We start from the raw sequence: 25,223 nt of genomic DNA, 5'->3' as shown, positions 1-25,223 counted from the left end.
CTTTTACATCTGGATTTACTCTTATATTTAATGTTGCTGTTTTTCCCATAGAATACACCTCCATCTTTCTTTCATTGTAACGTCTTTTGCGTTACAAATCAATCTATGAAATATATTTTCGATGCGATTGCTTCACATTGTTTTGATTAACCATTGCATATCTGAGCGTTGTATCTATTTGCTCATGTCCCAGAATTTTCTGTACCTGTTCAATCGGCATACCTTTCTCAATTGCTCTGGTGGCCATAGTCCTTCTGAACTTATGTGGGTGTACCTTTTCTACACCTAACTTCTTCCCCATTTCTCGTAATCGTAACTCCACACCGCTTTCAGTAAGTCTACTGTGTGGTTTGTTTAACGACACAAATAACGCTATATTATTATCTGGCCTTGATTCAATATAATTCAACAAATGAATTTTGGTCTTAGCATCAAAATATGCTTTCCTCTCTTTGTCTCCTTTGCCGTAAACCACGCATTCCCGCTCAGAGAAATCTATATCATCAATGTTCAGCCTTACCAATTCGCCTACTCTAATTCCTGTTGAAAGCAGAAAATCAATCATTGCCCTATCACGCAGATTATTACAATTATCTCTAAGAATTTCTATTTTCTCATCCGGAATGGTATCTTTTACAATAACGGCAGTCTTTACCTTATGAATTCTTTTCATTGGGCTTTTTATAATATAATTTTCTTCCTCTAGCCACGAAAAAAAATGTGGAAAGACTTCTACGAATATTATCAATAGTTACCTTTCCACAATTATTTATCGTTTGATACTCTACAAGATATTTTCGTAGCATCTCGGTCGTTATCTTTATGACCGGAATATTTATTGTATCCAACATCTTTTCAATATTACACCTATCAGAACACCCTTCTAAATGCTTTGCAGTTAAAAACATATCTAGAAAGTCCATATTCGTTGTCTGCAAATAATCAGATACAGTATTTTCAGATAACCGTTTTACCAACACCTCTTGTAGTTTCTGCATCTGCGATGCATTTAATACTTCTGCCATGTCATTGATGATGTCATAAATTTCTCTCTACCCATAAGAGCACACTCCTTTTTGAAGGAGTATATCGTAGAAAAATCAGCACATCAACAGAGCGTATTACTGAAAGTTGGGCGTTTATTCCCCCGCAAAGCTTCGGTTAAAATCCCAAATAGAAATCCCTTGTCGATTCCACTCATTATATGGCTCTCCCATTAATAAAAATGCCTCATCGGCTATTTTCTTTCTATAATTGGATACATTTTCAGTAAAATGCAGGTATCCCTTTTCATCAACATGTGAATCACATATAAATGTATCGGAAATTATCCCAATAATATCACGAAGAACAGCATATATTACAATCTCTTTCCTCTCCGTTCTGTACTCATAAATTGTCACTCCTCTTTCCAATACATAAATCTTTGCCTGTTTCTGCATTACATCTACGTTTAACATCATGTCATACCTATTGGAACCATTAAATATTTTCTCAATATACCTTCTGTTTTCTATAGAATAACAACTCCATTTTTGCAACAATTTATCAGCTTCAATCATACACTCTTTAGCATTCATTCCTTTTATACCTCAAATCTAAAAATTCAAATTCGTCTCTCAGATAAACGCACTAGCTTACTGGAATTTGTTTCTCTATCACAAATGGAAACCTATCAATTTTATTGGCAACCAAACAAATTAATTACCACACAATTTATTTAGCAGTTTTATTCCTCTATTTTTCATAAGATTAGTAGCAGTTTTCTTAAACTCTTCAAATTCCATATCTGAAAAAGCGGTTTCTTTAGACGCCACCCATATTTCTTCCAAATAGTGTCGAGCTAAGAAGTCATGAAAGCCATCAAACTTTCTAAAATAATTCATATTATCTTCAAAACATATAGCTCTTTTTAATGGATAATATTCTTTGATTTCCGATATGCTTTCGCCGTACGCATATTTTGCTACATGAGCTAAATATATATCAAAATAGTCATGCGGGAAGCTTCCATAAACTCCATTTCGATTATAGTTTAAACTAAATTTTCTATTAGTTGTAAAATTAGGAAAAATGTTACCAATCACTATCTCATTCTCTATCACACAATTTCTTTTACCGATATATACACCATCTTTTACCAATGATGGTGATTGCCAAGTAAATATCACATCACCTGAAAACTCATCTTCGCAATAAAAATCAAAGAGTCGCTCATATATACTTTTTGCCAATTTATCATTGTCTGATTTAAATTTATTATACATAGAGGCTTCTTCAATATTATTGATTGCCATATCAATTAATTCCTCAATGCTAATTTCGTTATTTTCAACCATCTATCTAACCTTCCATCAAATTCAAATTTCCATCCCCATAACTTGGACTTTATCGCCTATTTTCACACTACTATTTCTCTGCCCAAATGATCTGTAAATTCTTTATTTCAAGCTGATTATTACCTACCAACATATATCCTCTTTTTTTCAATACTGCAATAAGTGTCTTCATAAAAAAGCCATGCGTTACCAAAACGCAATCTCCCTTTTCACTTTCGCATAAATCTATCGCTTTATTCGCTCTCTGTAGTGTATCCTTTCTTTTTTCTAATTGGCGGGCACTACCTATATACCATTGCAATCTGCCTAGAACATTCCATATCCATAGAGGTAGTCTCTTTTTTGTATCCATGAATGATTTCAATGGGACTTCACCAATTTCCAGCACTTCATAATATTTCTTATTAGGAAACAGAATTCGGGCAGTATTTGCACTTCGTAACAACTTACTTACATAGATTCTATCAGCCTGTTCATCTAATGGAATAATATTAATACTTTCTAAATCACTTCTATCATATTCTGCACAAGCCTTATCAAAATCTTCTGAAGAACACATTTTAGGCCATTTCATATTCACTTTTCCATGCCGAACTATCATTATTTTCAATTGCCAACACTCCTCAAAATTCAAATTTTCTTTTCCCTAATAATTACAAATATTCCTTGGAAATTGCTTCCACACCATACATTTCCATAAATGCATCTAGGTCCGCTGCATCCCCAATCAACATATTCTCGTCAAAGTGTACGATATGCATATCTTAAAATCCAGCCACATGTTCTCTGGTACAAATGATACATTTTAGAACTGCTTCCTTATTTATTTTTCATATCGAATCTTATATGCTTTTTTCTTAAAAATAGGGAATATCTAATTTATTATCATCAAGGTCGGATATTCATCCGACCTCTTGATTATACTATAGATTCTATAAAAATTCATCTGTTATCACTGCTGCATTGCTTCTTTTTTCTTCTGTTCCGCAATCTTCTCATGAATGTTGGTATTATACAGCCTGTACAAATCTGTATCCTTACTAATCTGATTATCAAACGGAATCACCACCGAGCCACACTTGATAAGTCCCATTCCCGATGCGGTATTGGTTACAAATCTAAGCTGTGCCTCTGATACTCCGATAACCTCTGCCATCTTGGAACTGTCTGTATTCGCCTGCTTTAAAAGTGCCACAGACTCTGAGTTTGCAAGCATTGTGGTTGCTGTGTAATTCTGCAACAGATCGACGACATTCTGCGTGATACCGGTACAAATGCCTTGACAAGCTGCTTGAGATACACATCCTGCAATACAATTCCCATAAATGGCAAAAATACATTTCGTGGCAAATCCACAAACGGAACTCCGCTTTTCACCAGTGCATTTCTCATGGAAACGCTGTTTAACGCTACTTCATATGCTGCAGGACACTGCAATGCTTCCTCATACTTTGCTTTCTGCTTTTTCATTGTAGCAACACTTAGTTCCATTTCCTTCACTACATCAATTATTGCAAAGTTAACACCATATATTTCAACCATCATAATGTCACGCATAGTCATAAAAATCGGCAATTGTAATTTATTCTTATATTCTGCTATTTTTACTTTGCAGCCGAAATACTGCTCTAATTGCTTTTGCATATGACATCTCCTTGTAACATAATTTCATTCATAATAACATATTTTATGTTATTTCTTTATAATCGACCTGGTTTCTATGCATATTTAGGTAAGGTATACGATTATTATTAAAAGTACAACCACATAATATGTATTGCAGTCAAATATCATAAACAAACCGACACTTAACCGACATTCAAACCGACATTTTTATGTAAGTGAAAAGAAGTCCCCGAAGGAACTTCTTTCGCCACAAATCATATTCTTTTTTATCGAGGGAAGTCCGGTTGATGATCCTACTGTTTTACAAAATAAGAGTACAATGGGGGTACAAATCCCATCCACATTCCCTAAAAGCCTTGATTTTAAGCCGTTTCAGCCAAAAGTACGGTTTCTGGGCAAATTATAGCATATTGTTGCAAGTCTATTCTTACAATTCCATCAGAAAATGTTCATGCAGCGCACGTTTCACCTGATCGAAATTACCTCGCTCCGGACATTGGATGGAAACAACCAATCCCTTCTCTGGGAGAATCGTTGTAATCTGTCCGAATGCGCCATCAGCACGATAGGATCCTGGATATGGACTGATCCAGAACTGATAGCCATATCCTACATGCCAGAGATCTGCAGATGGCTCGAAGGTAAATTTCGGGGTGGACACCTCCTGCACCCAGTCCCTGCTGACAATCTGCTCGCCCTTCCAGTTACCCTCAGCCAGATAGAGCTGTCCCAGTTTCATCATCTCGGTACAAGTCAGATACATACCTCCGCCGCCATTCGGATGTCCCTGTGGATCATGCTCCCAGAGCGGCCATCCCATATCAAGGGGCTTGAATACCTTCTCATACAGATACTCTCCCATCCGCTTGCCAACGGCCCGTTCTACCATATGAGCAGCCAGAATACTGTCGGCAGAGGAATAGCAGAATGCACTGCCTGGCTCCACAGGAACCGGCTGTGCCATCATATATTTCTCATAATCCGGTGCGCCGACGCCCGGACGTCTGTCCGCATTCATCAGAAGTGCCTTACCAAAGCCACTGGACATGCAGAGCAGATGTTTCAACTGAATCTTCTCCAGATTTGGATCCGGATTTGAAGGAAGTTTATCTTTAAACACTTCCGCCACATGATCTTCCAGGCTTAGTTTTCCCTCTTCTATTGCGAGTCCAACTGCTGTTACCGTAAAACTCTTGGTATGTGAATAAATATTTCTCGGTGCATTTGCTGCGTAGTGCATCTCACAGAGTACCTTTTTCTCATCTCCGACACTGATAGCTTCCAGCGGCAAATTGTGGCTGCTGGCATAACGATGAAATTCCAAAAACTTCTCTTCTAGTAACATAATACCTCTATCCTTTCCTGTAAATCTCTGATGTCAGTCCGATACAACCGATACGACGTGTCGCAAGGTTAAAACCAATCTATCTGACATCTCCAATCTGGTTCTATTATCTCATACACATCTCTGCATCTGTCGGCAGTGGCATCAGCGGTGCGGACGGCAGGGTCTGATACCAATAAGCAACACTGGTGTAATCATCGTAACGCGGTCCGGTCCAACCCATGTTGTCGAGTGTCATACGAAACTTATTCTCAAAACGGATCGGGTCTGCAATATGGAAATGATACAGCAAGAATCTCTGCTGTCCGTTATAGAATTCCCGGTTGTCTCCATAGATTGCATACATGCCGGTATATAAGCCACTGAAGGTCTGATAGCTCTTGATGATGATGTCATTTCCAAATCCATAGGAACCGCCGAAGTAGTCTTCAGTTCCGGTATAGTGGATAGACGGATACGGATCATCGTCCAGATACATGCGGGCTTCGCCTTCTACCCAACAGGTATTGTTGCCATTCATACCAGTTGCCAGAGTCACACCGACAAATTGTCCCCTGCCTTCGATTCCGTCAACGATTGTGTAGGTACGACCCTTCTGAACCGGGTGCTCTTGGCGATAGGTGGCATGGAAATAACCAGCCTCCGCCGGAATCTCCTGATAAGCTCCGGTGATAATATAATAGAGATTTTCATCCTTGTCACCACGATTTTCCATCGTGATCCGAGCTCTCTTATGGAACGGCATCTCAAAATAGCTGTTATAGCCACGACCAGGAGCTACCAGCATCATGGCAGAATTCAACACCGGATATTTGCCATCCCTGTCCACGAAATTTTCATCATAGGCACATCCGAAGAATGCAGAGAGCGGAGCTTCCACAGACGGATATTCCTGATCATCCCAATACATACGGATGATAAAATGGTGCCCTACATATCCGGTAAACCACATATGCTGGATCACACCCGGTCCTGCAGCATCTACCAGAGTTACGGTTTCCCCTGCAGGAATCGTCACGGTCGGACGAAGCTTGGTGCAGTCACCGCCCTGGGAACCACCTGCGCGTACACCGGTTGGATTCTCTGCGGAAAATGCAAACGTTTTGGAGTTCTGGATCATACAATAGTTGTTCATATTCTTCTCCTCTCTGATCAAACCTGGATCATCTGAAATTATTGCTTACTACGCTATCGCGTTTCTTTATTCACTATAAATTCACTATAACATTTATCTCCCATGAAGTGACGGAATTACAGAATCATTCCGTCTGCGCCTTCTCATTTTCTTCCCGGATAATCTCCTTTAATTCTTTTCGCATCACATCCAGTGAAGCCTTCTGTCCGGTCCATAATTCGATCTGAGCAACCATCTGGAACTGGACATACCAAGACCATTCAGGATTTTGCAGCCCTTCTTCTCAGCATTTTTTAGGAATGCGGTCTTGGACGGGTTGTAGCAGGCATCAAAATAAAACTGTCCTGGCCTGATTAGTTCAAATCTTTGTATATGGGTTTTTGTATTGCCCGTGGTTTTGTGTTCTGTCACCGTATTGAAGGTTTTTCGGCTTTCTTAAGTGACTCCCTTGTGATCTTTTTCATATCAAGGAATGGCAGCCCGAATGATGCGTCTGCTCGACAATCTCCAATACAAGGCCGCCATCAATCGGCATATTCATCATGACGCATATAAGGTGCTGACAGTTCTCATCCCCGATAGCGTTCAGCAGCTTCCGGCATTGTTTAAATTCCACCTCCAGTTTATGGACCTCTTCGCAAAACAGATTCATTTTTATCGAGGACAGTCCGGTTAACAAATTCCAACCCGAAAGCTTTGCTTTTAGGTTGTCGCGATACACTCGCGCAAAATAGGGGTACAAATACCATTCTCAGTTCCCAAAAGCCTTGATTTTAAGCCACTTCAGACAAAAGTACGGATTCTGCCGTGGCAGATGAATAATATTTTTATCATAGTTTTGTTTCTCCTTGTTTTGCCCCGGAATTCCCTGTTTTGCAAGGGTTTCTGGGATTATGGTGATCCGCTCTGAAATTACAGGTTGTGGCAAATCAGAGCAGAATTGAGCACGTTGTTACTACCTGTTAGTAGTAAAATTAGCAGTAAAAGGGAAAGGGGTACTACTAAGGATTTCTTCTATGAATTGTTAGCTCATCTCCATTTATCTCAGCATAACAATCATGTTCTTCAGCAAATTTTACACCTTTATCTACCAAATACTGTTTTATCATTACATAGTAATCATCAATTTCAACGGAATCAGTAATAGATTTTAAGGCTTCTCCAACAGATGTAAGCATTACATTTCCAATAGGAAATTCACCTTTCTAATATTCTTTTATTACATCCAACTTATCACCAATACAAATAAGAATCTTATCGTTTATTATTCCTTTTGAAATATAGCCTGCCAAAGATTCAAATCGGATTACTCCAAGTGTTTCTAACTCATTAAGAACATTAAAACTCACACCACATTCTCTAAATTTCTCATCATTCTTAGTATATGGTACAAATAGTTTTCTGAAATCCTCCCTGAATATCCCCGTTTTCATTTAATGGTAAAATCCATATACACATACTACAAATATATCTGAAAGCTGATGCTAATGCTGGCGTAATCTCTGATAATATTCTAATCGTATTAGGCGGCGTTGAACCTGGTCTTTCAAACTCATTTGCCAATATTTTACCCTATATCCATTGAATTTCTTCAGAACTAACAAAAACAGCTGAATCCATAAAGCGATCTAACCATTCTTCACTCACACCCGAATCCTCTGAAAAATCCGTTCCTTGTTTTGTATTTTCCATTGCAATTTCTGCAATAGTTTTTTGATTTTTTATCTTTTTGAAAGTTTTCTTTGTATTCAAAATCATAAAAGCTTTTGTTTCAGCAGACAAGTCAGATTTTTCAATATCTTCAACATACATTTCTACTGCTTTTTGTTTCAATCCAGCAAAGGGAAATAACATTTCCAACACACCAACTGATTTATTCAATACATTTTCGTTCTTCATCAAATCCACAACTGTCTTTGCAACCGCAGTTCCCGTTGTAATATCCATATTATTCATTTGTCCCTTTCATAATATTCTATCTTCATATCTGAGTAAGGCTCATATATTACTATTCTTCAGTATTGTCCACACTCATCATATTTTCTTTCACAACAATCATTTCGTCCCTATATCTTCTTCCCTTTATGGTTAATCCCCAATATAGCTTTCCTGCATTTTCACTCCAAGAAGAATATATCAAGCCTAAAGCTCGCAACTGACTTAATATTACTTTTATCTGTTGTGAATCATTAAAATACACATGCAGCCTATTATTGAAGCATATTTTGATTTTATGGCATCACTAATCGCCGATTCAGTTAAAGAAACATCCATCATTTGTATTGCAATCACCTTGAATATTTCTGGAAGTTTTTTTCTATGCTACCACTCTGTTCATTGTTAATAGCGACGTATAATTGTCGCTTACAATAAATTTGTAATCACGCCACGTGGCACAATTAACTTAATTTGTTAAATTCCGATTTGTAAAACACATTCTTTTTTACATAGGCACAGTATACCACATTTCCTGTGCCTGTAAAAGATGACGTGGGTGTGGCAGCCGATGATGACTGCTGCGCCCCGCGTTTTTTTGTGCTAAGCTGTTTCCAATCGTAGGTATTGTTAAAAGTCAAGCCGCATCTTAGATAAGTTTGCCCAAACACCAATGATGTCAGAAGATGTAAAATAATAAAAATCAGAAGTTTCAGATTGTAGGTATCCCTTTTTTATTGCAATACCAATGTAAACAAGTTCGTAATTCGTCCCATCTGAAAGATCAAACACGAATTTTATTGTACTACCGTCATTAGTAGAATCTGAATTTGCATCTTTCACAGGCAGCTCAGAAAAAAACGTATATAGGTAGTCAATATCCGCTTCTTCTGTTAGCGTTTTTTCCTTGGTGTCTCCCTCTGAGTTAGAATAGTACGTTTCAATTTTCACAACATCTGATGCAGAAAAAGGAAAAACAATATATTCCTTCTTTCCACAACCAGAAATTCCAAATATAACTACCATTGCAAGAAAAAATGTAAAGACTTTCTTCATACTTAACTTCCTTTTTTATTTTAATACAAACTGTGTACTTGAACCAACTAAACCATCAGAAAAACATCCTGCTTTGTCTTTCCTAAATATGCGCATAGCAATATTTCATGTATAAACTATGCGCCTATTCTGCTGATTTTAAGTTGCAGCCTCCATAGTGGGCAGGAGAAATAAGCAGCCCCGCGCATAATCCTATGCAGAGTAGTAACCTGTGTCATCGCTTATTTCACCTCCTGTCGTGTCCTTTTACCTATATATCGGTCAAGATCAAAAAAAGGGACAAATTCTATCTACAAATGGAGCAACTTTCTTTCTTAGCATAAGTATGGCAAAATATTGTGTTGAATAAATATTATCCTATCATGTACTGCAGGCTTAAATGTTGATGCAATAGCAACAACTATTTCATCTTTTGCATCAATATAAATAACATTTCCACTATCACCTATAGCTGCATAGATTTTATTATCTGCATCTATTATCCACCATAAATATCCATACTTCATTTTTTGAGATTTGATTTAGGTAGAGCTATGTAACATTAACATTTGTGTAATCCATGATTCTGAGACAATCCTTTTTCCTCCATCTATTTTTCATTTACCTTGATAACAGTTTCAAAAATTTCCTGTCATTCATCTGCTCGTTGGTTAAATATGCCCCATCATAAAACAACGCATACGTTGTAACCGGAGTAGGTGCATTCTGAGCTTCTTCTTTACTCTGTAAATGAATAGCCCTGAATGATACGCCATTTTCTTTTGCAACTTCTTCTACAATCGGAACATATTTCGCATTAAACGGGCACTGGCTGGTATAATATAAAACATAGCCCTTCTCCTCAATATGGGGATGTCTGGCACATTCCTTAAATTCAGGCAGAGGAGCATCTGCTGCAAATGGCAGATACCATAACTGAATCCCGTTGTCAGCTTCATCGCATACCTTAAATCCCTTATACTGCAGGAATTTTGGATCTGACAAAAATGGTTTTTTCTTTCTGGAAGATAATATACACAGCCCTTTTTTTCTCTTGCTCTTACTATCCTCCATACAGGCATCCAGCAGATCTGCTCCATAACCATGTCCTTTGAAAGAACCAGCTACCCACAGGCAGTCAATATACATATAGCCATCTGCAGAAATCGGATTCCATGCATTTTCAGCAGGCAGATACTCAATAAAACACTTCCCCCGTTCTGCACTTTTCAAAAAAACAAGTCCCTCTCTAAATTGCACTTTTAACCATTCTTTTTTGGATGACACCTGAATATCGTTGTTATTGGAAATAGCACAGCATATGTGCTCTTTGTCTATATTCTCGTTTGTCACTTTGATATATTCCATAAATCTTTCCACCTCCATAGCATCACTTCTTCTATACCTGTAACATCATGCATAATTCAACTGATTCTAATGAATGTTTTTATACCACTCAGTAACTGCATTCAAATTCTGTAAAGATACTCGTTTTCCACCATTTACGATCATATCTAACATATCATCCTCTTCGGGCGTACGGTCGGTTTTATTTGCCAATCCCTTTCCGGCAGTTTTAACCATGACATTCATCATGAATCGATATGCTCCATGAAGTTTCTTCACATCAAAGTTCCCCTGTAACGTAAATAAAGGAATCCTCTGCGGAATAGCGTTTTTATCCCTGACCTCTTTTAGCTGTGTGCCTGTCTGTCCCATGCCGACACCACAGACTGCACGCACTTTATACAATTTTGCTGCCTCTTTATATCCTTTGATTCCTCCTGCCATAATCCAGCCGAGATAAATGATTTCACTGCCGGCAGGCACCTTGTTTTTTGCCTGCTGTAAACTATGTACTGGAAGATTCAATTCATTTCCCAGTAATTGTGCATACTCTGCTGTGCTTCCGGTATTTGATGTATATATGATTGCTCTCATCTTATCTGACCTCCCATAATATAAATGACGCAGTGCAAAACTGTAATATTACAATCCATTCCTGACGCTCTGATTCATCGTTCAAATCACTTCACCCTTTCAACGTATCTGCATTTCCTGTAAAAAGTGATCCATATGCTCTTCCAGTAACTTTATCACATGACTTTTTTCTTCTGCTCCATCATATATGCTGTAAAGCAAAAAAATAGGTCCATAAAAATCAAGTGCTGTCTGTCTGGCTTTTTCTGCATCACCCAGCATTCCTGAAAACAAAGCTTCCATATAAGTTAATGGTCCGCTTGCAAGGTAATTATGATATAGCTGTGCCATCTGTGGCTCTCTGTACTGTTCCAATGTCAGTTTCCTGTTGCACTGAAATACAAAATCATTTTTTATGAGCCTCCTTTTCCTCACTGCCAAGCAGAAATCGGACTGCTTGTAATGCTTCCTCTCTTCTAACGACATATCTGCCAGCATTACTATCATTCTTTCTGAAAAGTCTGCTAATGTCCGTTTCGCAAATTTGCTTGTTTTATCTGATAATTCAAATTTCATTTCAATCACTCCAACTGAATATTTATGTACAGATGTCCATCTGCTTATAATTTACCAACCGTATAATTAAAAATCAATCTTCACTTATTAGTTCTTGTCCATACATAGACATTACTGTAAAATTGTCCATAAAAATGCCAGTGCATATTTAACGTACACTGGCATTATGATTTGGCAAAATTTAATTTTCTCCAATGAAACAAACTTGAATTTACCGAATGACCTTTTCGAACCGGAACATTCCGTCCGGGAACTGCTCGTCCAGTTCTTCGGAGCACATTTCCGGATCATTCGGATCTTGGTGATATTTATTAAAAAACTCTACAATGTGGAAGCCACAGCGATTGACATAAAAATGAATGTTGCGCTGCTCAAAATACGGAGTGACCGTTTCCCACACCTTCACTTCCGGGTACATTTTTTCAACAGCACACCAAGCAGCATATCCGATACCTTTGCTATGGACAGCCGGAGATACAAAAAGAAGATCAAGGTCACCTTTTTCGCCGTCAACTTTGATCACTATGCCGCCGACTTTTTGACCGTCCAGTACGATACGGTAGGCTTCTCCGCCGTCAATGGACTGCTCAATCGTATCCCGTGATATGATTTGACCCTTTTCCTCAAAGTGGTCATCTCTAAGTCCGAATTCTTCCATCGCACCATAATTAAAGGCTTCCTGATTATCCAAAATAAACTGTTCTCTATCGCTACATTCAAGAGGAAACAGCTGTACAATAGTATTCATATCTTTGCTCCTTAAAATTTCGATTTGTAAAACACATTCATTTCACATAGACACAGTATACCACAACTTCTGTACCTATGCGATAACATTTACTGCTTCATCCTGCATGGAGAATCTTCTGCTTAATTCCACATCACCAAGCATCATAAACTGCTCATAGGTAAGGGAATCAATATACACATTCTCGCCCTTGTCCTTCAGTTTTTCATAATACTTAACTGCCTTGTCCAGCAAAATTTCAAATGGCGGACCGATAAGATTATCTGCTCCCCTTATCTGATGAACATAAGGCTCTCCCTTGCCATCTGCTGTCTGGTTAAACATCGGATGCTTGTAATCAGCTTGACCACATCTGTTCCCTTTCTGATATAGGCAAACGAATTGTAACAGTCTGATTTATATTTCCCTTTGCCACATCAAGTCGTATGCTGATACAGTGCTCTTTCTCTGCAAGTTTCTCAACATATCCAACTTATAATTTTCTACTTTGCTCAACCGTTATACAAACAATAATTTATAACAGTCCTTCTGCTTTTACTCGAATTGCATAAAACTCCTGGAATGTATCTGGTTCTTCCATTATTGTTTCTTTCATAATTTTTAATCTCCGTTTACCAACTCGTCTATCCAATACAGCAAATATTTTTACGATTAAATTTTCGCTTTTAAGGCTCATTTCAATATCTTGATTATCAAACTCCGCAAACGCATTATAAAAACAGCGTTGATCAAAAATCCCCAATTTTATAGCTGTATCGTCCATATACGCATTTTCTACTTTCATGCGTTTCTCATATTTTTCGTCTTTGGGAAACATGTCTGCTTTCAACCAATTGTTCCAATAGCATCCCTTGATGATTTCTTTTCCATCATATCTTATCGCTGCCCGTCCCTCATGATCGGGACTCCTACTATATGATGTTGCATAATACTGAATATGACCTTGCAGACTTTGAGCCAGATATTCCGTTTCCAACTTTTTTCTTATACCACTCCATGTTGCCATTCAATATTCTCCTCAAATTTTAGTTTGTAAAACGCATTCATTTCACATAGGCACATTATACCACCGTTCCTGTGCAAATGCTAATATAAGAATATAGGAAATATGGCATATAAACCTCTATTTTATTTTCAATAATCTCTTCACATAGTTTATTTAGATCGATGTAATCTGACTTAGACACCAAGAATAGGCAGTTAGCAACGGATTAATAAAATTCTTGCAATTGGTGTTGCTATTGCTGCAATAATTATGATTGCAGCTCCGACACATCCAACGATGTTTGGAACGCTCACTAAATTGCTCCATCCTTTCAACTTATCTGCATTTCCTGTAAGAAATGATCCATATGCTCTTCAAGTAGTTTTATCACTTGACTTTTTTCTTCTGCTCCATCATATATGCTATAAAGCAAAAAAATAGGTCCATAAAAATTAAGTGCTGTCTGTCTGGCTTTTTCTGCATCACCCAGCATTTCTGAAAACAAAGCTTCCATATAAGTTAATGGTCCGCTTGCATAGCATTTCCACCTTTTCCATGAATATATAGAACTAATTGTCTCATGAATCTTACCTCTCTATCTATAAACCTGCTTGTAACGGTTATCGTCTGTCTTCACCATCTGGCAGCAATGTAACAAAATAATAAATAATTCCAAATACAGCTATACTCCCCATCATAATGCCAATCATCTGATTTACACTTACCACATTTCTATGAAATACCGGATTGCAATCAAGAGTGTCTCTTATCGCTTTAACCATTTCATCCGGATAGTTTTTTCTCTCCATCTCCCTGAAAACTCCGTGAAGCATATGATTCTTAATCAATGAAGTGGCATATGTACTCGGAAGATAAGCCAGCGCCTTCTGAAGACCTGATCCAAAATTTGAAATCGGCATATAAGCACCACATATAAAACCATATCCTGCGCTGACAATTGTACCCACAGCCGAAAGCTGTCCCTGTGTTGTCAATGGAAAGCTAATAATACTTGAAAGCGTACTTCCAAATAAGACGAGCAATATCATATCAAATAAAACCCATAATACATCTGCTGCATTCATATACCATCCCATTTTAAGCAGATATCCCAGACATAATACAAACGCAAGTCCATTGACCATCAATGAATTAGCTACTGTTGACAGAAAATATCCCAAATAAATTTTCCCCTTGCTGACTGGTGAAACATTAAAATCCTTTCTTGTTCCATTTGCCCTGTCCTGCACCATAGTCAGATTCACACAAAATGTTACAGTAATACAGCTTACTGCCATAAGTGACGCTGTAAGCTGTGCTGCCACGGTTCCATTAATAAGATTATCCGAAATTGTGATCATATCCGGAATCGCAGCTGTAAAAGAATCTTTGAAAACCTTTGCAAGAAACGTAGCGTACAGAACAATCAGAATGACGGGTGTGATCATTGATGTAAACAACATCCCTTTATCTTTAAAAAATAGTTTCCTATTTCTGTTCATTAATGCCATCACTATTCTCATCATTGCTCACCTCCTAGCTTTTTCCCTGTAACTGCAAGAAATACATCATCCATACCGCCTTTTACTACTTCATAATCCTTGAATAAATCCTGATGCTCTACAATAAGTCTCGTTGCTTCCTTCGTATTTTTTACTTTTATCTGATATCCGTCACGTATTTTTTTATATTCTCTGTTCAATGACTTTATTTCATCTTCGGAAACACCATAAACAGACACTATATCCTGTACATAATCATTTTTAAGTTCAAACGGTGTACCTTGTGCTGCAATACTTCCTTTGTCAAGAATCACAACATAACCAGCATTAGCAGCCTCCTCCATATAGTGTGTGGTTAGAAATACTGTCATATTTTCTGTTTTCTGAAGCTTCTCGATAACATTCCAGATTAACTGCCTTGTCTGTGGATCAAGCCCTGTGGTAGGCTCGTCAAGAATCAATATCTCCGGTCTGTGCAATAATGCACGAGCAATATCAATTCTTCTTCTCTGACCTCCCGACAGCTTACCTACAGGTCTGTTCAAGAACTCGTCAAAATCCAAAATCTCGACCAACCCCTGTAATCTCTTATCAAAGGCATTTCCTGTAATGCCATACAAAGCAGCTCTGCTCATTAGGTTTTCTTTCACCGTAAGCGGTTTATCAAGTACGCTATCCTGAAATACAACACCAAGCATCCTTTTTGTCTGTGCACCGGCTTTGTCAGTTTCTATTCCGTTTACCTGAACCGTTCCACTGTCTTTTTTCAAAAGTCCACACAGAATTGAAATGGTTGTACTTTTCCCTGCACCGTTTACACCAAGAAACGCAAACAATTCTCCTTTTTTCACACGAAAGCTCAAATCATTTACAGCTTTTACTTCGCCAAAGCTTTTATTCAGATGGCTGATTTTAATTATATCTGATTCCATATTTTCTCCTTTCGTTTCATCTTTCCTTAGATGACGCAGTATACGTTGGATTTACCTTTTTTAATAGAAACCATATGTTAAAAAGTAATATGAAGGTGAAAATCGTCCATCCCCATACCTGCATAATTACTGTTGCTGTCACTATCAGTAATTAATCACTATCATTCTGCATTCTTCACAGCAGTTCGCTTCCACTCTTGCCCTGTGACTTGGTTTGAGTTTTGTTATTTCTACAAAACCCTCTGCATTTTTTGCATTCTCAAAGACTCCTGGTACTTCATTTGCAAAGCTGAAAGCTCCATCCTTACTGCTGAATAAATATCCTTTTCTCATTTCTTTACCACATTTTGAACACTTCATCTATTTTTACCCCCATATCCGTCGTTAGTTACCACTCGGTTACTTATATTATAGTAACCAAGTGGTAACTTGCCAATCTTTTTCTAATCTTCTATCACTTCTATCGGATGAGCATCCGAAACATAAATCATCATATTAAAACTGCATTCATATAGCTTATTAGGATATGACACGGAGCAAAGATTAACGCAAAAAGACGCAAGCAAAAAACATTTCGTTTCTGCTCTGCGTCTTAGCGTCTGGCAATGGATTTGTAATCCACTATATGATCCTTTACATTGATAATAAAACTTTCTTTACATTTTGGACAAAACAGCGGAAAATGTTTTAATTCCGTATCATCCAGTATTTGCGTCCGTGTCTTTGCTTTGCATACCGGACACAGTATCCATTTATCCGTTACTACTGCTTTCATCTGACCTGTCACCTCCTGATAAATCCCATAAAGTGCTATCCTTCACACCTAAGCCTTTTAAATATGTCATACCGGTATTATGAAGCATATGATACATATTTTCTTTCGTATCCTTGACGATTCCTGATGCAATCAGGGTTCCTATCCCCTGTGTATACACCATCATTGTCATCGCAAAATCCATTACCTGTTTTGGTGTAATTCCAAGCAGTTGTGCCATCTCCTGATACACATTAGCGGCATCCTGATTATTCGTCTGTAACTCGAAACCTGTACTTAGCAGTTGGCTTCGCTCTCCCATGTAAAGGAAACGAAACAAATTAGGATTTTCTAATGCTAAGTCAATGGTTCCTTTTCCTCTTTGTTCGAATGTTGCAAGTTCGTTTTCATTCCGACTGTAATACTTATCCTCCACATACTGCTCCGCAAAAGGAATCAGTTCCTCACGCAATCCATCCATTCCACCAAACTGCCATGAAATCGGTGCTGTAGAGCATCCCAATTCCCCGGCTACAGCTTTTATGTTAAGAGCGGCATATCCATTTTTTGAAACAAGCCCCAGTGCAGCCTGCAACATATCTTCTTTTTTTATTTTTGGACTACTTGGCATATAATATCTCCAATACTATAAATTAGTTTATTGTAAACTTGTTTATAGTATATCACTTTATACATACATGGCAATGACAAGTATATATTTTTTCACTTTCTAAAACTTCATCCGATACAGTTCTATTCCAGGCACTGCATTATATCCTGTCGCAGCAAACACACTGATTCTTTCAACAATCCCGAAATAATCTAATTCAATAAACTCTTTTTCTTTATCATACAGCATTCTCCTCACAAAACCACTTCAGATAATCGTCCAAAAGATTCTTATCTGTTTCATATCTACACTTACCATTGCTCTGATCCAGTTCGTAATCCATCAGCCCATGTACGGTCATAGCAAAGCTTACCGCACTCATATCCGGATTTGTAAAATGAAGTAATTTATGTACTTCCATCGCATAAAACAGCTGCTTCGTTGCAATAATCATCTTATCCGTCTCTTCTGCGACAATTTTTGCTGCCATAGGATTCAGACTTCTTTCGGAATAGATAATCTTGTAGAAATTTAGCATATGTTCCTGCTGGTTCATGTTAAAATATCCTCCGACCATCATCTTCAATATTTCCAAAGCACTCTTGCCGGCAAAAATAATCGTATAATCAATTGCGCCTATATTGGCATTTTTCTTAGCCTCTTCTCGGAGAAATTGATACATTACTTCAACAAGCTCCTCTTTGGATGCAAAATGATTGTATAATGACGGTTTTTTTATCCCAACTTTGTCTGCAATCATATTCATGGATACGTTACCAAGTCCTTTATTCGCCGCCAACTCCAATGTAGCCATGATAATCTCTTTTTTTCTTGTATCACTCATTGTTTGTTTTAATCATCTCCTATATATTACCTATTAGTTTTGTTTTAACTACCATTCGGTAGTTTTAATATATCACACTGTTTTGCATAATTCAAGTACAGGTTAGAATAACTGTCGCAGCAGTCGCCAAGGTCTTGTATAAGCACGGACTTTGGCATAAAAATAACAAAGTAATACAGCCGCTTACAGAGCCAAGGTCTTGTGCAAGCACAGACTTTGGCTCGTTGCTCGCGTAAACAAATAAACGACCGTTTACATCTTAATAACAGTAAACGGTCGTTTATTTGTCGAGACTTTTATTTTTGTTTATATTATCTCTTTTTATAAATCAACAGCTCCGGATTTTTACCATCCTTCTCATATGTACATACCAGAATAAAATCCATATTTGCCAAAATACCAAAGCACCTGTCTCCTCCGAATTCAGACTCTAGTTGATTTCCCAGATATGTTTTCTGATCATCAAGAAATTTCACTTTTCGTCCATTAGGCAGAGTATATTCCAGATTCACATATTTCCCCACAAGTGCATTTAGTTTGTCTACCCTTGGAAGTCCGTCTATATGCAGAGCATTAATTTCATTTATCAATTGCTTTTTAAACTCTTCAAACTGCCCATTGTCACTAAGCTCATCATACCTGTTCCAGTAATCTAACTTTGGAAGCATGTCTTTCAGATAAGAGCGTGCCTGTTCTTCGGTAAAGTTTTCATTTACCATATTCTTTACACACACATCAATCAATTCATCCATATCATTATATGTGTACGTTCCATCTGCATAGCACCATTTACAATACTCCTCATTTAATATGCCATCCTTATCACGTCCCAATATGGAATCATCATCAATTGGCATCCCACAGCACTGGCAGATCAGCTTTCTAGGTTCTCCCAAAAGCGTATTGATTGATACATCAAATTCTTTAGATAATAGTTTGAGCGTATCAGTATTTGGAACGGTATCTCCATTTTCCCAACGTGATACCGCCTGCCTTGTGACCATGATTTTATCTGCCAACTCATCTTGTGACATTCCTCTTTCTGTACGAAGTTTCAAAATAATATTTTTTGTTTCCATAGTCATCACCTCCATAATTATATCATATAGAAAAATTCATATTCTGAAAAGCAACCTGCTGTTGCCATACCCTGTCTGTATGATTTGATTATCACTCTTTGGTCATGACTTTCTTGCACCGGTTTCTTGTCTTACAATGATGAGGACATTTTAAATATCTTATACTCACAATATGCATTCCCATATTATATTGCATAAATGTTGGAGTAAACAGTTCATTACAATTCCTGCATTTAAAATATCCTATCTTCCTGTCTTCCCACATTGTAATATATAATCCAATTCCAAATACGCTTATCGCAATAATCATCGGCGCCATCTTAATTGGTAATGCGATCACATCTGTGTAAAAGCAAATAACTCTTCCATCGCATCTTCAGGCATAAAAATATCACCAGCTTTTATGTCATTATATCCAACAATATAGTTTATTTTTTCAACAGTTACATAATGAATTCCTTTGTCAATTTTTGGTATCATTATTTTGCTATGAATAATTTTGAAGGGTAAACTTTAGCAAGGAAACAGTCAGTGCCTAAGCTCTGACTGTTTCTGTGTGAAGAGTTTTCTCTTACATACTTAAAAATCTCGTATTTGCTCTGCCAAACTAAAAGGAATAATTTCTTTATCAGCAGTCTTTTTATATGCAATCTCATCATGCATATATTCGATAATCTGTTGAGCAGTATATGATTTGAATTTTTCAATCACTTTATCTAATATTTCCTTTTCTTCTACAGACAGCTCAGACTCATCAAGCTTATCATTAGGTAGGAAATGGTACTTAACATTTTCATAATCACATTCCTCCTCCATGTTTACAAATTGAAGTCCTCCTATTTTGTAATGTCCAATAGGCAATGCCCCCATATCCTCGTGACAATATACCAATCCAGTCATCGCATGACCATGAAACTTATAACTAAGTGAATCCGCATACCAAAGCATTTTCATCAATTTAACTTTATACAACTTCTTTATCTTACTTGCATAATACGAAATAACCAACTCCAACTTTGGTATATTAAGTTTCATCATTCCATTTGAATCACTTAATTCTTCATATTCAACATACTCGCTTTCCAGCGCTTTTCTTTGAAGATACTCTCTACCTTCTTCATCAAGATTCTCCATTATCTTTTGCTTAATAGCCAGCTTTTTATTTTCAGCAAATTGTTCACCATTCTTTTGCAATAAATCTAAAGCAGCTAAAGGATTATCATCAATGATTCTAAGCATATTATCATATGCATCGTCTTGAATAGCTTTACTTTCATATCTTGAAATTGTAGCTTCTCCCCATCCAAGCAATTTGGCAAGGTCCACCTGAGATAAACCATATTTTTCTCGAATAGCTACAATATCATTAGATGTTAGTAAACCATGTGCTTTTCGATACTCATTTCGAGCATTCAACAGATTCTCATTTTCCATCTTTGCTGTCGAAAACTCATTTTCATCTTCTTCACTATTTGGGCAAAAGTAGTAGTTTTCCTCGTAATTAACTTCTTCGCCTTTAATAATAGTCTTAGCAACGCGTATCCTTTGTTCAATCTCGTGAACCTTATCACAGAGTGGACACTCCATTTTGATTTTTCTTATAAGCTTGCCTCCGTTCATTGCCATGTCTCCTTTCACCTTCATTCCCTTTATTTGTATGGGAACTCCATATCATGCTTTGCGTAATGAAACGATAAACACAATACCCTCTTTGTTATTTCTCCTTTTATTTTAAGCTTAATATATATCAGCTTACTGTTAATATCTTTGCCAAACACAAACAATAATGGTGGCTTATCATCATCTTTATCTATCAACGTTTCTGAATATTCTGAAACTGTAAGTTCTTTAAGTCTTTCAACGATATCTGATGAATCATAATCCAAATCCGTCATCGTATAATTTGTAGAATACTCAATTTCATCCTTGCTAGATTTAATGATTAATAAGTTATCATCTATATTAAAGTTTTCAGCTTCTAAAACTTCTTTTAATTCTTCTAAAAAAGCTTTTACATCCTTTTTTTCTGAGCGAATAGGTATTTTAATGGCTATCACCTCCACTTTATCAAGAGCGTATATACTATCAATTGATAGTATATATCATTGATTGATAATGTGTCAAGTAATAATAGAAAAACCACGACAAAATCATCTATCGTGATTATAATAGCTTTATATTTATATTAATTTTGCAAAAATCTATTTACGTTTTTTTATACGATAATTACCGTCACCTATTTTTTCATAATCATCATACATCGGCTTATATTTTCTTCATTTTTCACTTATTCTGACATATTTTAGTATATCTAGGCATATTTTTGTCATCAATTTTGTTAAAAGCTTTGGTAAATTTCAAGTCTGTAACAAAGGCAACTCTGCCATTTAGAATCAACAGAATTTTCAAATAACCATAACATTCTATTATTTATTTTCAATCTTATTTTTATACTCACTCTTTATACTTAAAAAATACAACCCCATAAACCAACATAGGAATGAAATAAAATACAACATCCCTTGATATTTTTCATTCATCATTGTTACCGCAGAATCAGGCAAAAGCGTTAATGCTATAGTTATTAAAATTATAGATAGAAGATTAAGATGTTTTGACAACTTGTTATAAATATATTTTTCAAAGTTCTCATATCTGAAACACTTTAAAAATATAATTATAAAGGTAATGATTCCCACAAGCATTATCCAATCTTTTTGATATCTTAACAAAATACAGGAAACTAATACACCTGCTAATATTAAAGCAACACTTCCAATCATCAATCTTATTTTACAATTTGTTTCTTTCATAATAATTCTCTCCTTTATTATTAAAAATTTAATTCTAAAATAATTCAACATCTTCATCTTAATTTTGAAAACAAGCAGTTATCTCTCAATATCGTAAACTGGATTTTGACACGAAGTAACACTTCGCACACTATATTATTTATCATTGCATAATACCTACTACTTCTTCAATTCCATCCAAGCTCGAATGAATTATGATATCAACGATTTCATTGTAAATATCTATCATTATATTCTATTTAGCTGCCATTAGCATTATCAACACAATAAAAACCAACATACATACAATAAAGCCAAGCATGCAACTAATAATCCCTGATGTCCATAGTGCAGGATATATTTTTCGACTCTTTCGTGTGATAATAGAAATCACTATTCCAACAAATGAGAAAAATGGTCCCAAAAATATAACATCAATATAGGTATATGGTGCATGATTTGCACTGTAAAAGTAAATCACAAATGAAAATAATGATAGTATACCAAACATAAGTGGTATAGAAGACAATATTTTGTTGGCAGATATTTTCTCTTGCATTGCACAAATTTCTCCTTCAACTTCTGATTTTCTCAGCACATATGTTTCATATAAACACTTCATCCCACAATTACCATAATTATACACTATATATACTGCTGCTTTCAATTAGAATTGCTGTAAAATTTTTCTACTTTAGTACATAATATATAGCTAAGTATGTTAATACTCCTCATAAAAATTGAAATACTGTTCCTAGGAATCATTTAAAGTTGTCTCTTATTGAAAGCTTCTTTATAATAACGGAATGTATAATAATTTCCACCAAAATCATAAATGCATCAAATATATATACTTGAATAAATTCACTTAATAAATGACTTATATCATGAATGTTCTTTCACATATTGTATAAATTCTGGTGTCTTCGACCAATATTTTATCCCCCAGTTTTCAAAATTCCATTCCTCCATGTAATCGTTGCACTCGAAATCAACATAATATATTTCTTCGTTATGTACAACAAAATTCGTTGGAAAATAATCAATATTTGTATTAGCAGGATATAACATTTCACACATCCTATGCAATTGCTTGATATAATCTGTTTTCATCTTGTCTTCTAAAACCAACTGATAAATCGTGTCACCATCAATAAACTCTTTCAAAATACGTTCGTTTTTCACATCTACTTCAAACATAGCAGGCATCTTTATTCCGATTTCTTTCAATTTCTTGTAATCACGGATTTCTGCCTCAATCTTGTTTCCAAATTGATAATAATTACAAGGTTCATGATGTATCTGTTTCAAAACATACCTATTATTCCCAGACTCTACCAAATAAGAATATCCACCTTTACCCTTTCCTAGTAATTTAATTATTGTATAGCTTTTCCCATTTACCGTCATTTCTTTATTCATGTATTATCTCCTCTGTTCTGTATCATATTAATTTCTACTTTTTGCTATTTTAATTCAATATTACAATAGCAATATGATTTTTACAAAGGTTAAACGTGTAACCCACTACAAAATTTTTATTCAATTTTTGTGATATTTTACCACTATACACTATACTACACTATACTTTATTTTTTGCTTTCCAAGCTCATTTTGATAGAAGCTAGAAGGCTTTATACACTTATTGATTCGCCTTTTATTAATTCTTTTATAGCACAGTATGTATTAAATATTGAAGCGTTCTCTTTAAAGGTTTTTTCAAGGACTTGTTGAACCAATTGCTTCTCATAATATTTAACATACACTTTATCAACTGCTGGATAAATAAACAATTCTTTAATATTTGTATAATCATCATCAGTGGAAAACACATCGTCTTCATAACTTAAAACACATTTACCATCAATATAGTATCTTTTTTCCATAATTCTCCTTTCACGAATTAACCATAAATGGATTTCAACTTCTTTAATCTTACAAACAACCTTTTATCCTTCGGACACACCTTTTCAAGTTTCTCAAGGCTATATCTTCTCAAATCATCTTTGCTTTTTATTCCAATTCTAAATGCATCCATACATAAAAAGTCATCAAATCTGACTCCATGCTCCATATCATTTCAGATCTTCTGAGAATATTCCATAACCTGCTCGACATTTCAATATCATCATAATCTGTTTTTTCAGCGTACATAAAAGCTCCCTTTTTTCATTTTATTTATCGTATAATTTATCAACCTCAGCTTCATACACCGATTCAGTATGAGTATCAAATAGCACCCACTCCACCAGTTCAAAACAATCCGGATTATCCTGCAAGAACCTATTTACTGTATGTACTGCAATCTTTGCTGCCAACTCAACCGGAAAACTATATACTCCCGTTGATATAGAAGGAAATGCAATAGACCTGATTCCATTATCCATTGCCAGCTTCATGGAATTAGAATAGCAATTAGCAAGAAGTTCCTCTTCTCTATTTCTTCCACCGTTCCATATAGGACCGACAGTATGTATCACGTAATCACATGGCAGATTATAAGCTTTTGTTATCTTTGCTTCTCCTGTCTCACATCCGTGAAGTGTTCTGCACTCCGCCAGAAGCTCTGGTCCTGCTGCTCTATGAATTGCACCATCTACACCGCCTCCGCCAAGAAGTGAGTTGTTTGCTGCATTCACGATTGCCTGCACATCTGTTACTTTTGTTATATCTCCCATTAAAGTCTTAATTAAGTACATTTAGTTCCATCCTTTCCAGATATCCGGCTGATAACCAAGTGTTGATTGCTTTCCGTTTCTTACTACTGGTGTTTTAATTACTTGTGGATTCTCAAGCACCTTTTCGAGCTTATCTTCATCTGCGATATACTTAATAAGAGCAAGTAAATCCTTATCCTTGCCATCCCAGTTAACCATATTTTCTAATCCACCATTTGCCTGAGCTACCGAATTAAATTCTCCTTTGCTCATACCTTTTTCTTTCATATCAATGAACTGATACTTTATGCCCCGCTCCTTAAAAAAGCGCTCCGCCTTCTTAGTATCATTGCATTTCTTTGTTCCAAATATCTGTATATTCATATCAGTATTTCTCCTCTATTTCTCC

38 protein-coding genes and 2 pseudogenes are annotated in these 25,223 nt (G+C 36.2%); all 40 read right to left on the bottom strand.

Annotated features, from left to right (window positions below; genetic code table 11):
• Nucleotides 1-103: 103 nt before the first annotated feature.
• Nucleotides 104-1,025, bottom strand: a pseudogene (locus tag KQI85_RS13095) (tyrosine-type recombinase/integrase).
• A gap of 114 nt (nt 1,026-1,139) precedes the next feature.
• Nucleotides 1,140-1,580, bottom strand: coding sequence for a hypothetical protein (locus tag KQI85_RS13090; RefSeq protein ID WP_216576521.1), 441 nt, complete (start codon nt 1,578-1,580; stop codon nt 1,140-1,142).
• Between the two features lie 120 nt (nt 1,581-1,700).
• On the bottom strand, nt 1,701-2,339 hold the full coding sequence (locus KQI85_RS13085) for a hypothetical protein (RefSeq protein WP_216576520.1): 639 nt from the start codon (nt 2,337-2,339) through the stop codon (nt 1,701-1,703).
• Between the two features lie 70 nt (nt 2,340-2,409).
• Complete coding sequence (locus tag KQI85_RS13080; RefSeq protein WP_253293899.1) at nt 2,410-2,940, bottom strand: histidine phosphatase family protein; 531 nt, start codon at nt 2,938-2,940, stop codon at nt 2,410-2,412.
• A gap of 351 nt (nt 2,941-3,291) precedes the next feature.
• Nucleotides 3,292-3,618 (bottom strand): annotated as a pseudogene (locus KQI85_RS13075) (hypothetical protein); the annotation flags it as partial.
• Nucleotides 3,522-3,983 carry a hypothetical protein gene (locus KQI85_RS13070; RefSeq protein ID WP_253293898.1) on the bottom strand — a complete coding sequence of 154 codons (462 nt, stop codon included), beginning with the start codon at nt 3,981-3,983 and terminating at the stop codon, nt 3,522-3,524. The pseudogene KQI85_RS13075 and the gene KQI85_RS13070, both read right to left, overlap by 97 nt.
• A 409-nt stretch (nt 3,984-4,392) precedes the next feature.
• Nucleotides 4,393-5,310, bottom strand: coding sequence for a serine hydrolase (locus tag KQI85_RS13065; protein WP_216576518.1), 918 nt, complete (start codon nt 5,308-5,310; stop codon nt 4,393-4,395).
• A gap of 106 nt (nt 5,311-5,416) precedes the next feature.
• The gene (locus KQI85_RS13060; protein ID WP_226947204.1) at nt 5,417-6,445 is read right to left on the bottom strand and encodes a glycoside hydrolase family 172 protein; all 1,029 of its coding nucleotides are present in this window, start codon (nt 6,443-6,445) and stop codon (nt 5,417-5,419) included.
• A 124-nt stretch (nt 6,446-6,569) separates the two neighbouring features.
• Nucleotides 6,570-6,680 carry a hypothetical protein gene (locus KQI85_RS16665; protein ID WP_253293897.1) on the bottom strand — a complete coding sequence of 37 codons (111 nt, stop codon included), beginning with the start codon at nt 6,678-6,680 and terminating at the stop codon, nt 6,570-6,572.
• A 766-nt stretch (nt 6,681-7,446) separates the two neighbouring features.
• On the bottom strand, nt 7,447-7,623 hold the full coding sequence (locus KQI85_RS13050) for a hypothetical protein (RefSeq protein WP_216576517.1): 177 nt from the start codon (nt 7,621-7,623) through the stop codon (nt 7,447-7,449).
• Nucleotides 7,624-7,650: 27 nt separating this feature from the next.
• Nucleotides 7,651-7,878 (bottom strand): hypothetical protein, encoded by a 228-nt coding sequence (locus KQI85_RS13045; protein WP_216576516.1) that lies wholly within the window; start codon nt 7,876-7,878, stop codon nt 7,651-7,653.
• A gap of 139 nt (nt 7,879-8,017) precedes the next feature.
• Nucleotides 8,018-8,401 (bottom strand): DUF2806 domain-containing protein, encoded by a 384-nt coding sequence (locus KQI85_RS17010; RefSeq protein ID WP_216576514.1) that lies wholly within the window; start codon nt 8,399-8,401, stop codon nt 8,018-8,020.
• 52 nt (nt 8,402-8,453) lie between these two features.
• A complete protein-coding gene (locus tag KQI85_RS13030) occupies nt 8,454-8,645 on the bottom strand; it encodes a hypothetical protein (RefSeq protein ID WP_216576513.1) in 192 nt (63 codons plus the stop codon).
• 365 nt (nt 8,646-9,010) lie between these two features.
• Nucleotides 9,011-9,436 (bottom strand): lipoprotein, encoded by a 426-nt coding sequence (locus KQI85_RS13025; RefSeq protein WP_216576512.1) that lies wholly within the window; start codon nt 9,434-9,436, stop codon nt 9,011-9,013.
• Nucleotides 9,437-9,750: 314 nt separating this feature from the next.
• Entirely contained in the window at nt 9,751-9,942 is a 192-nt protein-coding gene (locus KQI85_RS13020) for a hypothetical protein (RefSeq protein ID WP_216576511.1), read from the bottom strand.
• Between the two features lie 94 nt (nt 9,943-10,036).
• Nucleotides 10,037-10,783 carry an N-acetyltransferase gene (locus tag KQI85_RS13015; RefSeq protein ID WP_216576510.1) on the bottom strand — a complete coding sequence of 249 codons (747 nt, stop codon included), beginning with the start codon at nt 10,781-10,783 and terminating at the stop codon, nt 10,037-10,039.
• A 66-nt stretch (nt 10,784-10,849) separates the two neighbouring features.
• On the bottom strand, nt 10,850-11,356 hold the full coding sequence (locus tag KQI85_RS13010; RefSeq protein WP_216576509.1) for a flavodoxin domain-containing protein: 507 nt from the start codon (nt 11,354-11,356) through the stop codon (nt 10,850-10,852).
• A gap of 99 nt (nt 11,357-11,455) precedes the next feature.
• Complete coding sequence (locus KQI85_RS16655; RefSeq protein ID WP_253293896.1) at nt 11,456-11,911, bottom strand: hypothetical protein; 456 nt, start codon at nt 11,909-11,911, stop codon at nt 11,456-11,458.
• 211 nt (nt 11,912-12,122) lie between these two features.
• Complete coding sequence (locus KQI85_RS13000; RefSeq protein WP_216576508.1) at nt 12,123-12,659, bottom strand: GNAT family N-acetyltransferase; 537 nt, start codon at nt 12,657-12,659, stop codon at nt 12,123-12,125.
• Between the two features lie 75 nt (nt 12,660-12,734).
• Nucleotides 12,735-12,983: a hypothetical protein gene (locus KQI85_RS12995; RefSeq protein ID WP_371820641.1), complete on the bottom strand. Its 249-nt coding sequence runs from the start codon at nt 12,981-12,983 to the stop codon at nt 12,735-12,737.
• Nucleotides 12,984-13,173: 190 nt separating this feature from the next.
• Nucleotides 13,174-13,665 carry a hypothetical protein gene (locus KQI85_RS12990; protein ID WP_216576507.1) on the bottom strand — a complete coding sequence of 164 codons (492 nt, stop codon included), beginning with the start codon at nt 13,663-13,665 and terminating at the stop codon, nt 13,174-13,176.
• Nucleotides 13,666-13,975: 310 nt separating this feature from the next.
• Nucleotides 13,976-14,158, bottom strand: coding sequence for a hypothetical protein (locus KQI85_RS12985; protein WP_253293895.1), 183 nt, complete (start codon nt 14,156-14,158; stop codon nt 13,976-13,978).
• A gap of 106 nt (nt 14,159-14,264) precedes the next feature.
• Entirely contained in the window at nt 14,265-15,170 is a 906-nt protein-coding gene (locus tag KQI85_RS12980) for an ABC transporter permease (RefSeq protein WP_371820639.1), read from the bottom strand.
• Nucleotides 15,167-16,078 (bottom strand): ABC transporter ATP-binding protein, encoded by a 912-nt coding sequence (locus KQI85_RS12975; RefSeq protein WP_216576506.1) that lies wholly within the window; start codon nt 16,076-16,078, stop codon nt 15,167-15,169. The genes KQI85_RS12980 and KQI85_RS12975 overlap by 4 nt, the downstream gene beginning before the upstream one ends.
• Before the next feature lie 144 nt (nt 16,079-16,222).
• Nucleotides 16,223-16,438, bottom strand: a complete 216-nt coding sequence (locus KQI85_RS12970; RefSeq protein ID WP_216576505.1) for a PF20097 family protein — start codon at nt 16,436-16,438, stop codon at nt 16,223-16,225.
• A 232-nt stretch (nt 16,439-16,670) separates the two neighbouring features.
• Nucleotides 16,671-16,853 (bottom strand): cysteine-rich KTR domain-containing protein, encoded by a 183-nt coding sequence (locus KQI85_RS12965; protein WP_216576504.1) that lies wholly within the window; start codon nt 16,851-16,853, stop codon nt 16,671-16,673.
• Nucleotides 16,831-17,463 carry a TetR/AcrR family transcriptional regulator gene (locus tag KQI85_RS12960; protein WP_216576503.1) on the bottom strand — a complete coding sequence of 211 codons (633 nt, stop codon included), beginning with the start codon at nt 17,461-17,463 and terminating at the stop codon, nt 16,831-16,833. The genes KQI85_RS12965 and KQI85_RS12960 overlap by 23 nt, the downstream gene beginning before the upstream one ends.
• Before the next feature lie 217 nt (nt 17,464-17,680).
• Nucleotides 17,681-18,256: a TetR/AcrR family transcriptional regulator gene (locus KQI85_RS12955; RefSeq protein ID WP_216576502.1), complete on the bottom strand. Its 576-nt coding sequence runs from the start codon at nt 18,254-18,256 to the stop codon at nt 17,681-17,683.
• 341 nt (nt 18,257-18,597) lie between these two features.
• Entirely contained in the window at nt 18,598-19,365 is a 768-nt protein-coding gene (locus KQI85_RS12950) for a zinc ribbon domain-containing protein (RefSeq protein ID WP_216576501.1), read from the bottom strand.
• Between the two features lie 91 nt (nt 19,366-19,456).
• The gene (locus tag KQI85_RS12945) at nt 19,457-19,675 is read right to left on the bottom strand and encodes a hypothetical protein (protein ID WP_216576500.1); all 219 of its coding nucleotides are present in this window, start codon (nt 19,673-19,675) and stop codon (nt 19,457-19,459) included.
• Between the two features lie 26 nt (nt 19,676-19,701).
• Nucleotides 19,702-19,845, bottom strand: a complete 144-nt coding sequence (locus KQI85_RS12940) for a hypothetical protein (RefSeq protein WP_216576499.1) — start codon at nt 19,843-19,845, stop codon at nt 19,702-19,704.
• Nucleotides 19,846-19,944: 99 nt separating this feature from the next.
• Nucleotides 19,945-20,991 (bottom strand): type II TA system antitoxin MqsA family protein, encoded by a 1,047-nt coding sequence (locus KQI85_RS12935; protein ID WP_253293894.1) that lies wholly within the window; start codon nt 20,989-20,991, stop codon nt 19,945-19,947.
• A 23-nt stretch (nt 20,992-21,014) separates the two neighbouring features.
• Nucleotides 21,015-21,422: a hypothetical protein gene (locus KQI85_RS12930; RefSeq protein WP_216576498.1), complete on the bottom strand. Its 408-nt coding sequence runs from the start codon at nt 21,420-21,422 to the stop codon at nt 21,015-21,017.
• Nucleotides 21,423-21,791: 369 nt separating this feature from the next.
• A complete protein-coding gene (locus KQI85_RS12925; RefSeq protein WP_216576497.1) occupies nt 21,792-22,178 on the bottom strand; it encodes a hypothetical protein in 387 nt (128 codons plus the stop codon).
• A gap of 235 nt (nt 22,179-22,413) precedes the next feature.
• Nucleotides 22,414-22,716 (bottom strand): hypothetical protein, encoded by a 303-nt coding sequence (locus KQI85_RS12920; RefSeq protein ID WP_216576496.1) that lies wholly within the window; start codon nt 22,714-22,716, stop codon nt 22,414-22,416.
• A gap of 326 nt (nt 22,717-23,042) precedes the next feature.
• Entirely contained in the window at nt 23,043-23,579 is a 537-nt protein-coding gene (locus KQI85_RS12915; protein ID WP_216576495.1) for a hypothetical protein, read from the bottom strand.
• Between the two features lie 212 nt (nt 23,580-23,791).
• Nucleotides 23,792-24,043, bottom strand: coding sequence for a hypothetical protein (locus KQI85_RS12910; RefSeq protein WP_216576494.1), 252 nt, complete (start codon nt 24,041-24,043; stop codon nt 23,792-23,794).
• Between the two features lie 17 nt (nt 24,044-24,060).
• Nucleotides 24,061-24,231, bottom strand: a complete 171-nt coding sequence (locus KQI85_RS12905) for a hypothetical protein (RefSeq protein ID WP_216576493.1) — start codon at nt 24,229-24,231, stop codon at nt 24,061-24,063.
• 100 nt (nt 24,232-24,331) lie between these two features.
• Entirely contained in the window at nt 24,332-24,856 is a 525-nt protein-coding gene (locus KQI85_RS12900; protein WP_216576492.1) for an O-acetyl-ADP-ribose deacetylase, read from the bottom strand.
• Nucleotides 24,857-25,198 carry an arsenate reductase family protein gene (locus KQI85_RS12895; RefSeq protein ID WP_015521632.1) on the bottom strand — a complete coding sequence of 114 codons (342 nt, stop codon included), beginning with the start codon at nt 25,196-25,198 and terminating at the stop codon, nt 24,857-24,859.
• Nucleotides 25,199-25,223 lie beyond the last annotated feature (25 nt).

Origin of the sequence: Falcatimonas sp. MSJ-15, assembly GCF_018918265.1 — a bacterium.
GTDB lineage: Bacteria > Bacillota > Clostridia > Lachnospirales > Lachnospiraceae > Falcatimonas.
Note: the sequence above shows the minus strand (reverse complement) of the source record. Positions and strands in the feature narration are given on the sequence as shown.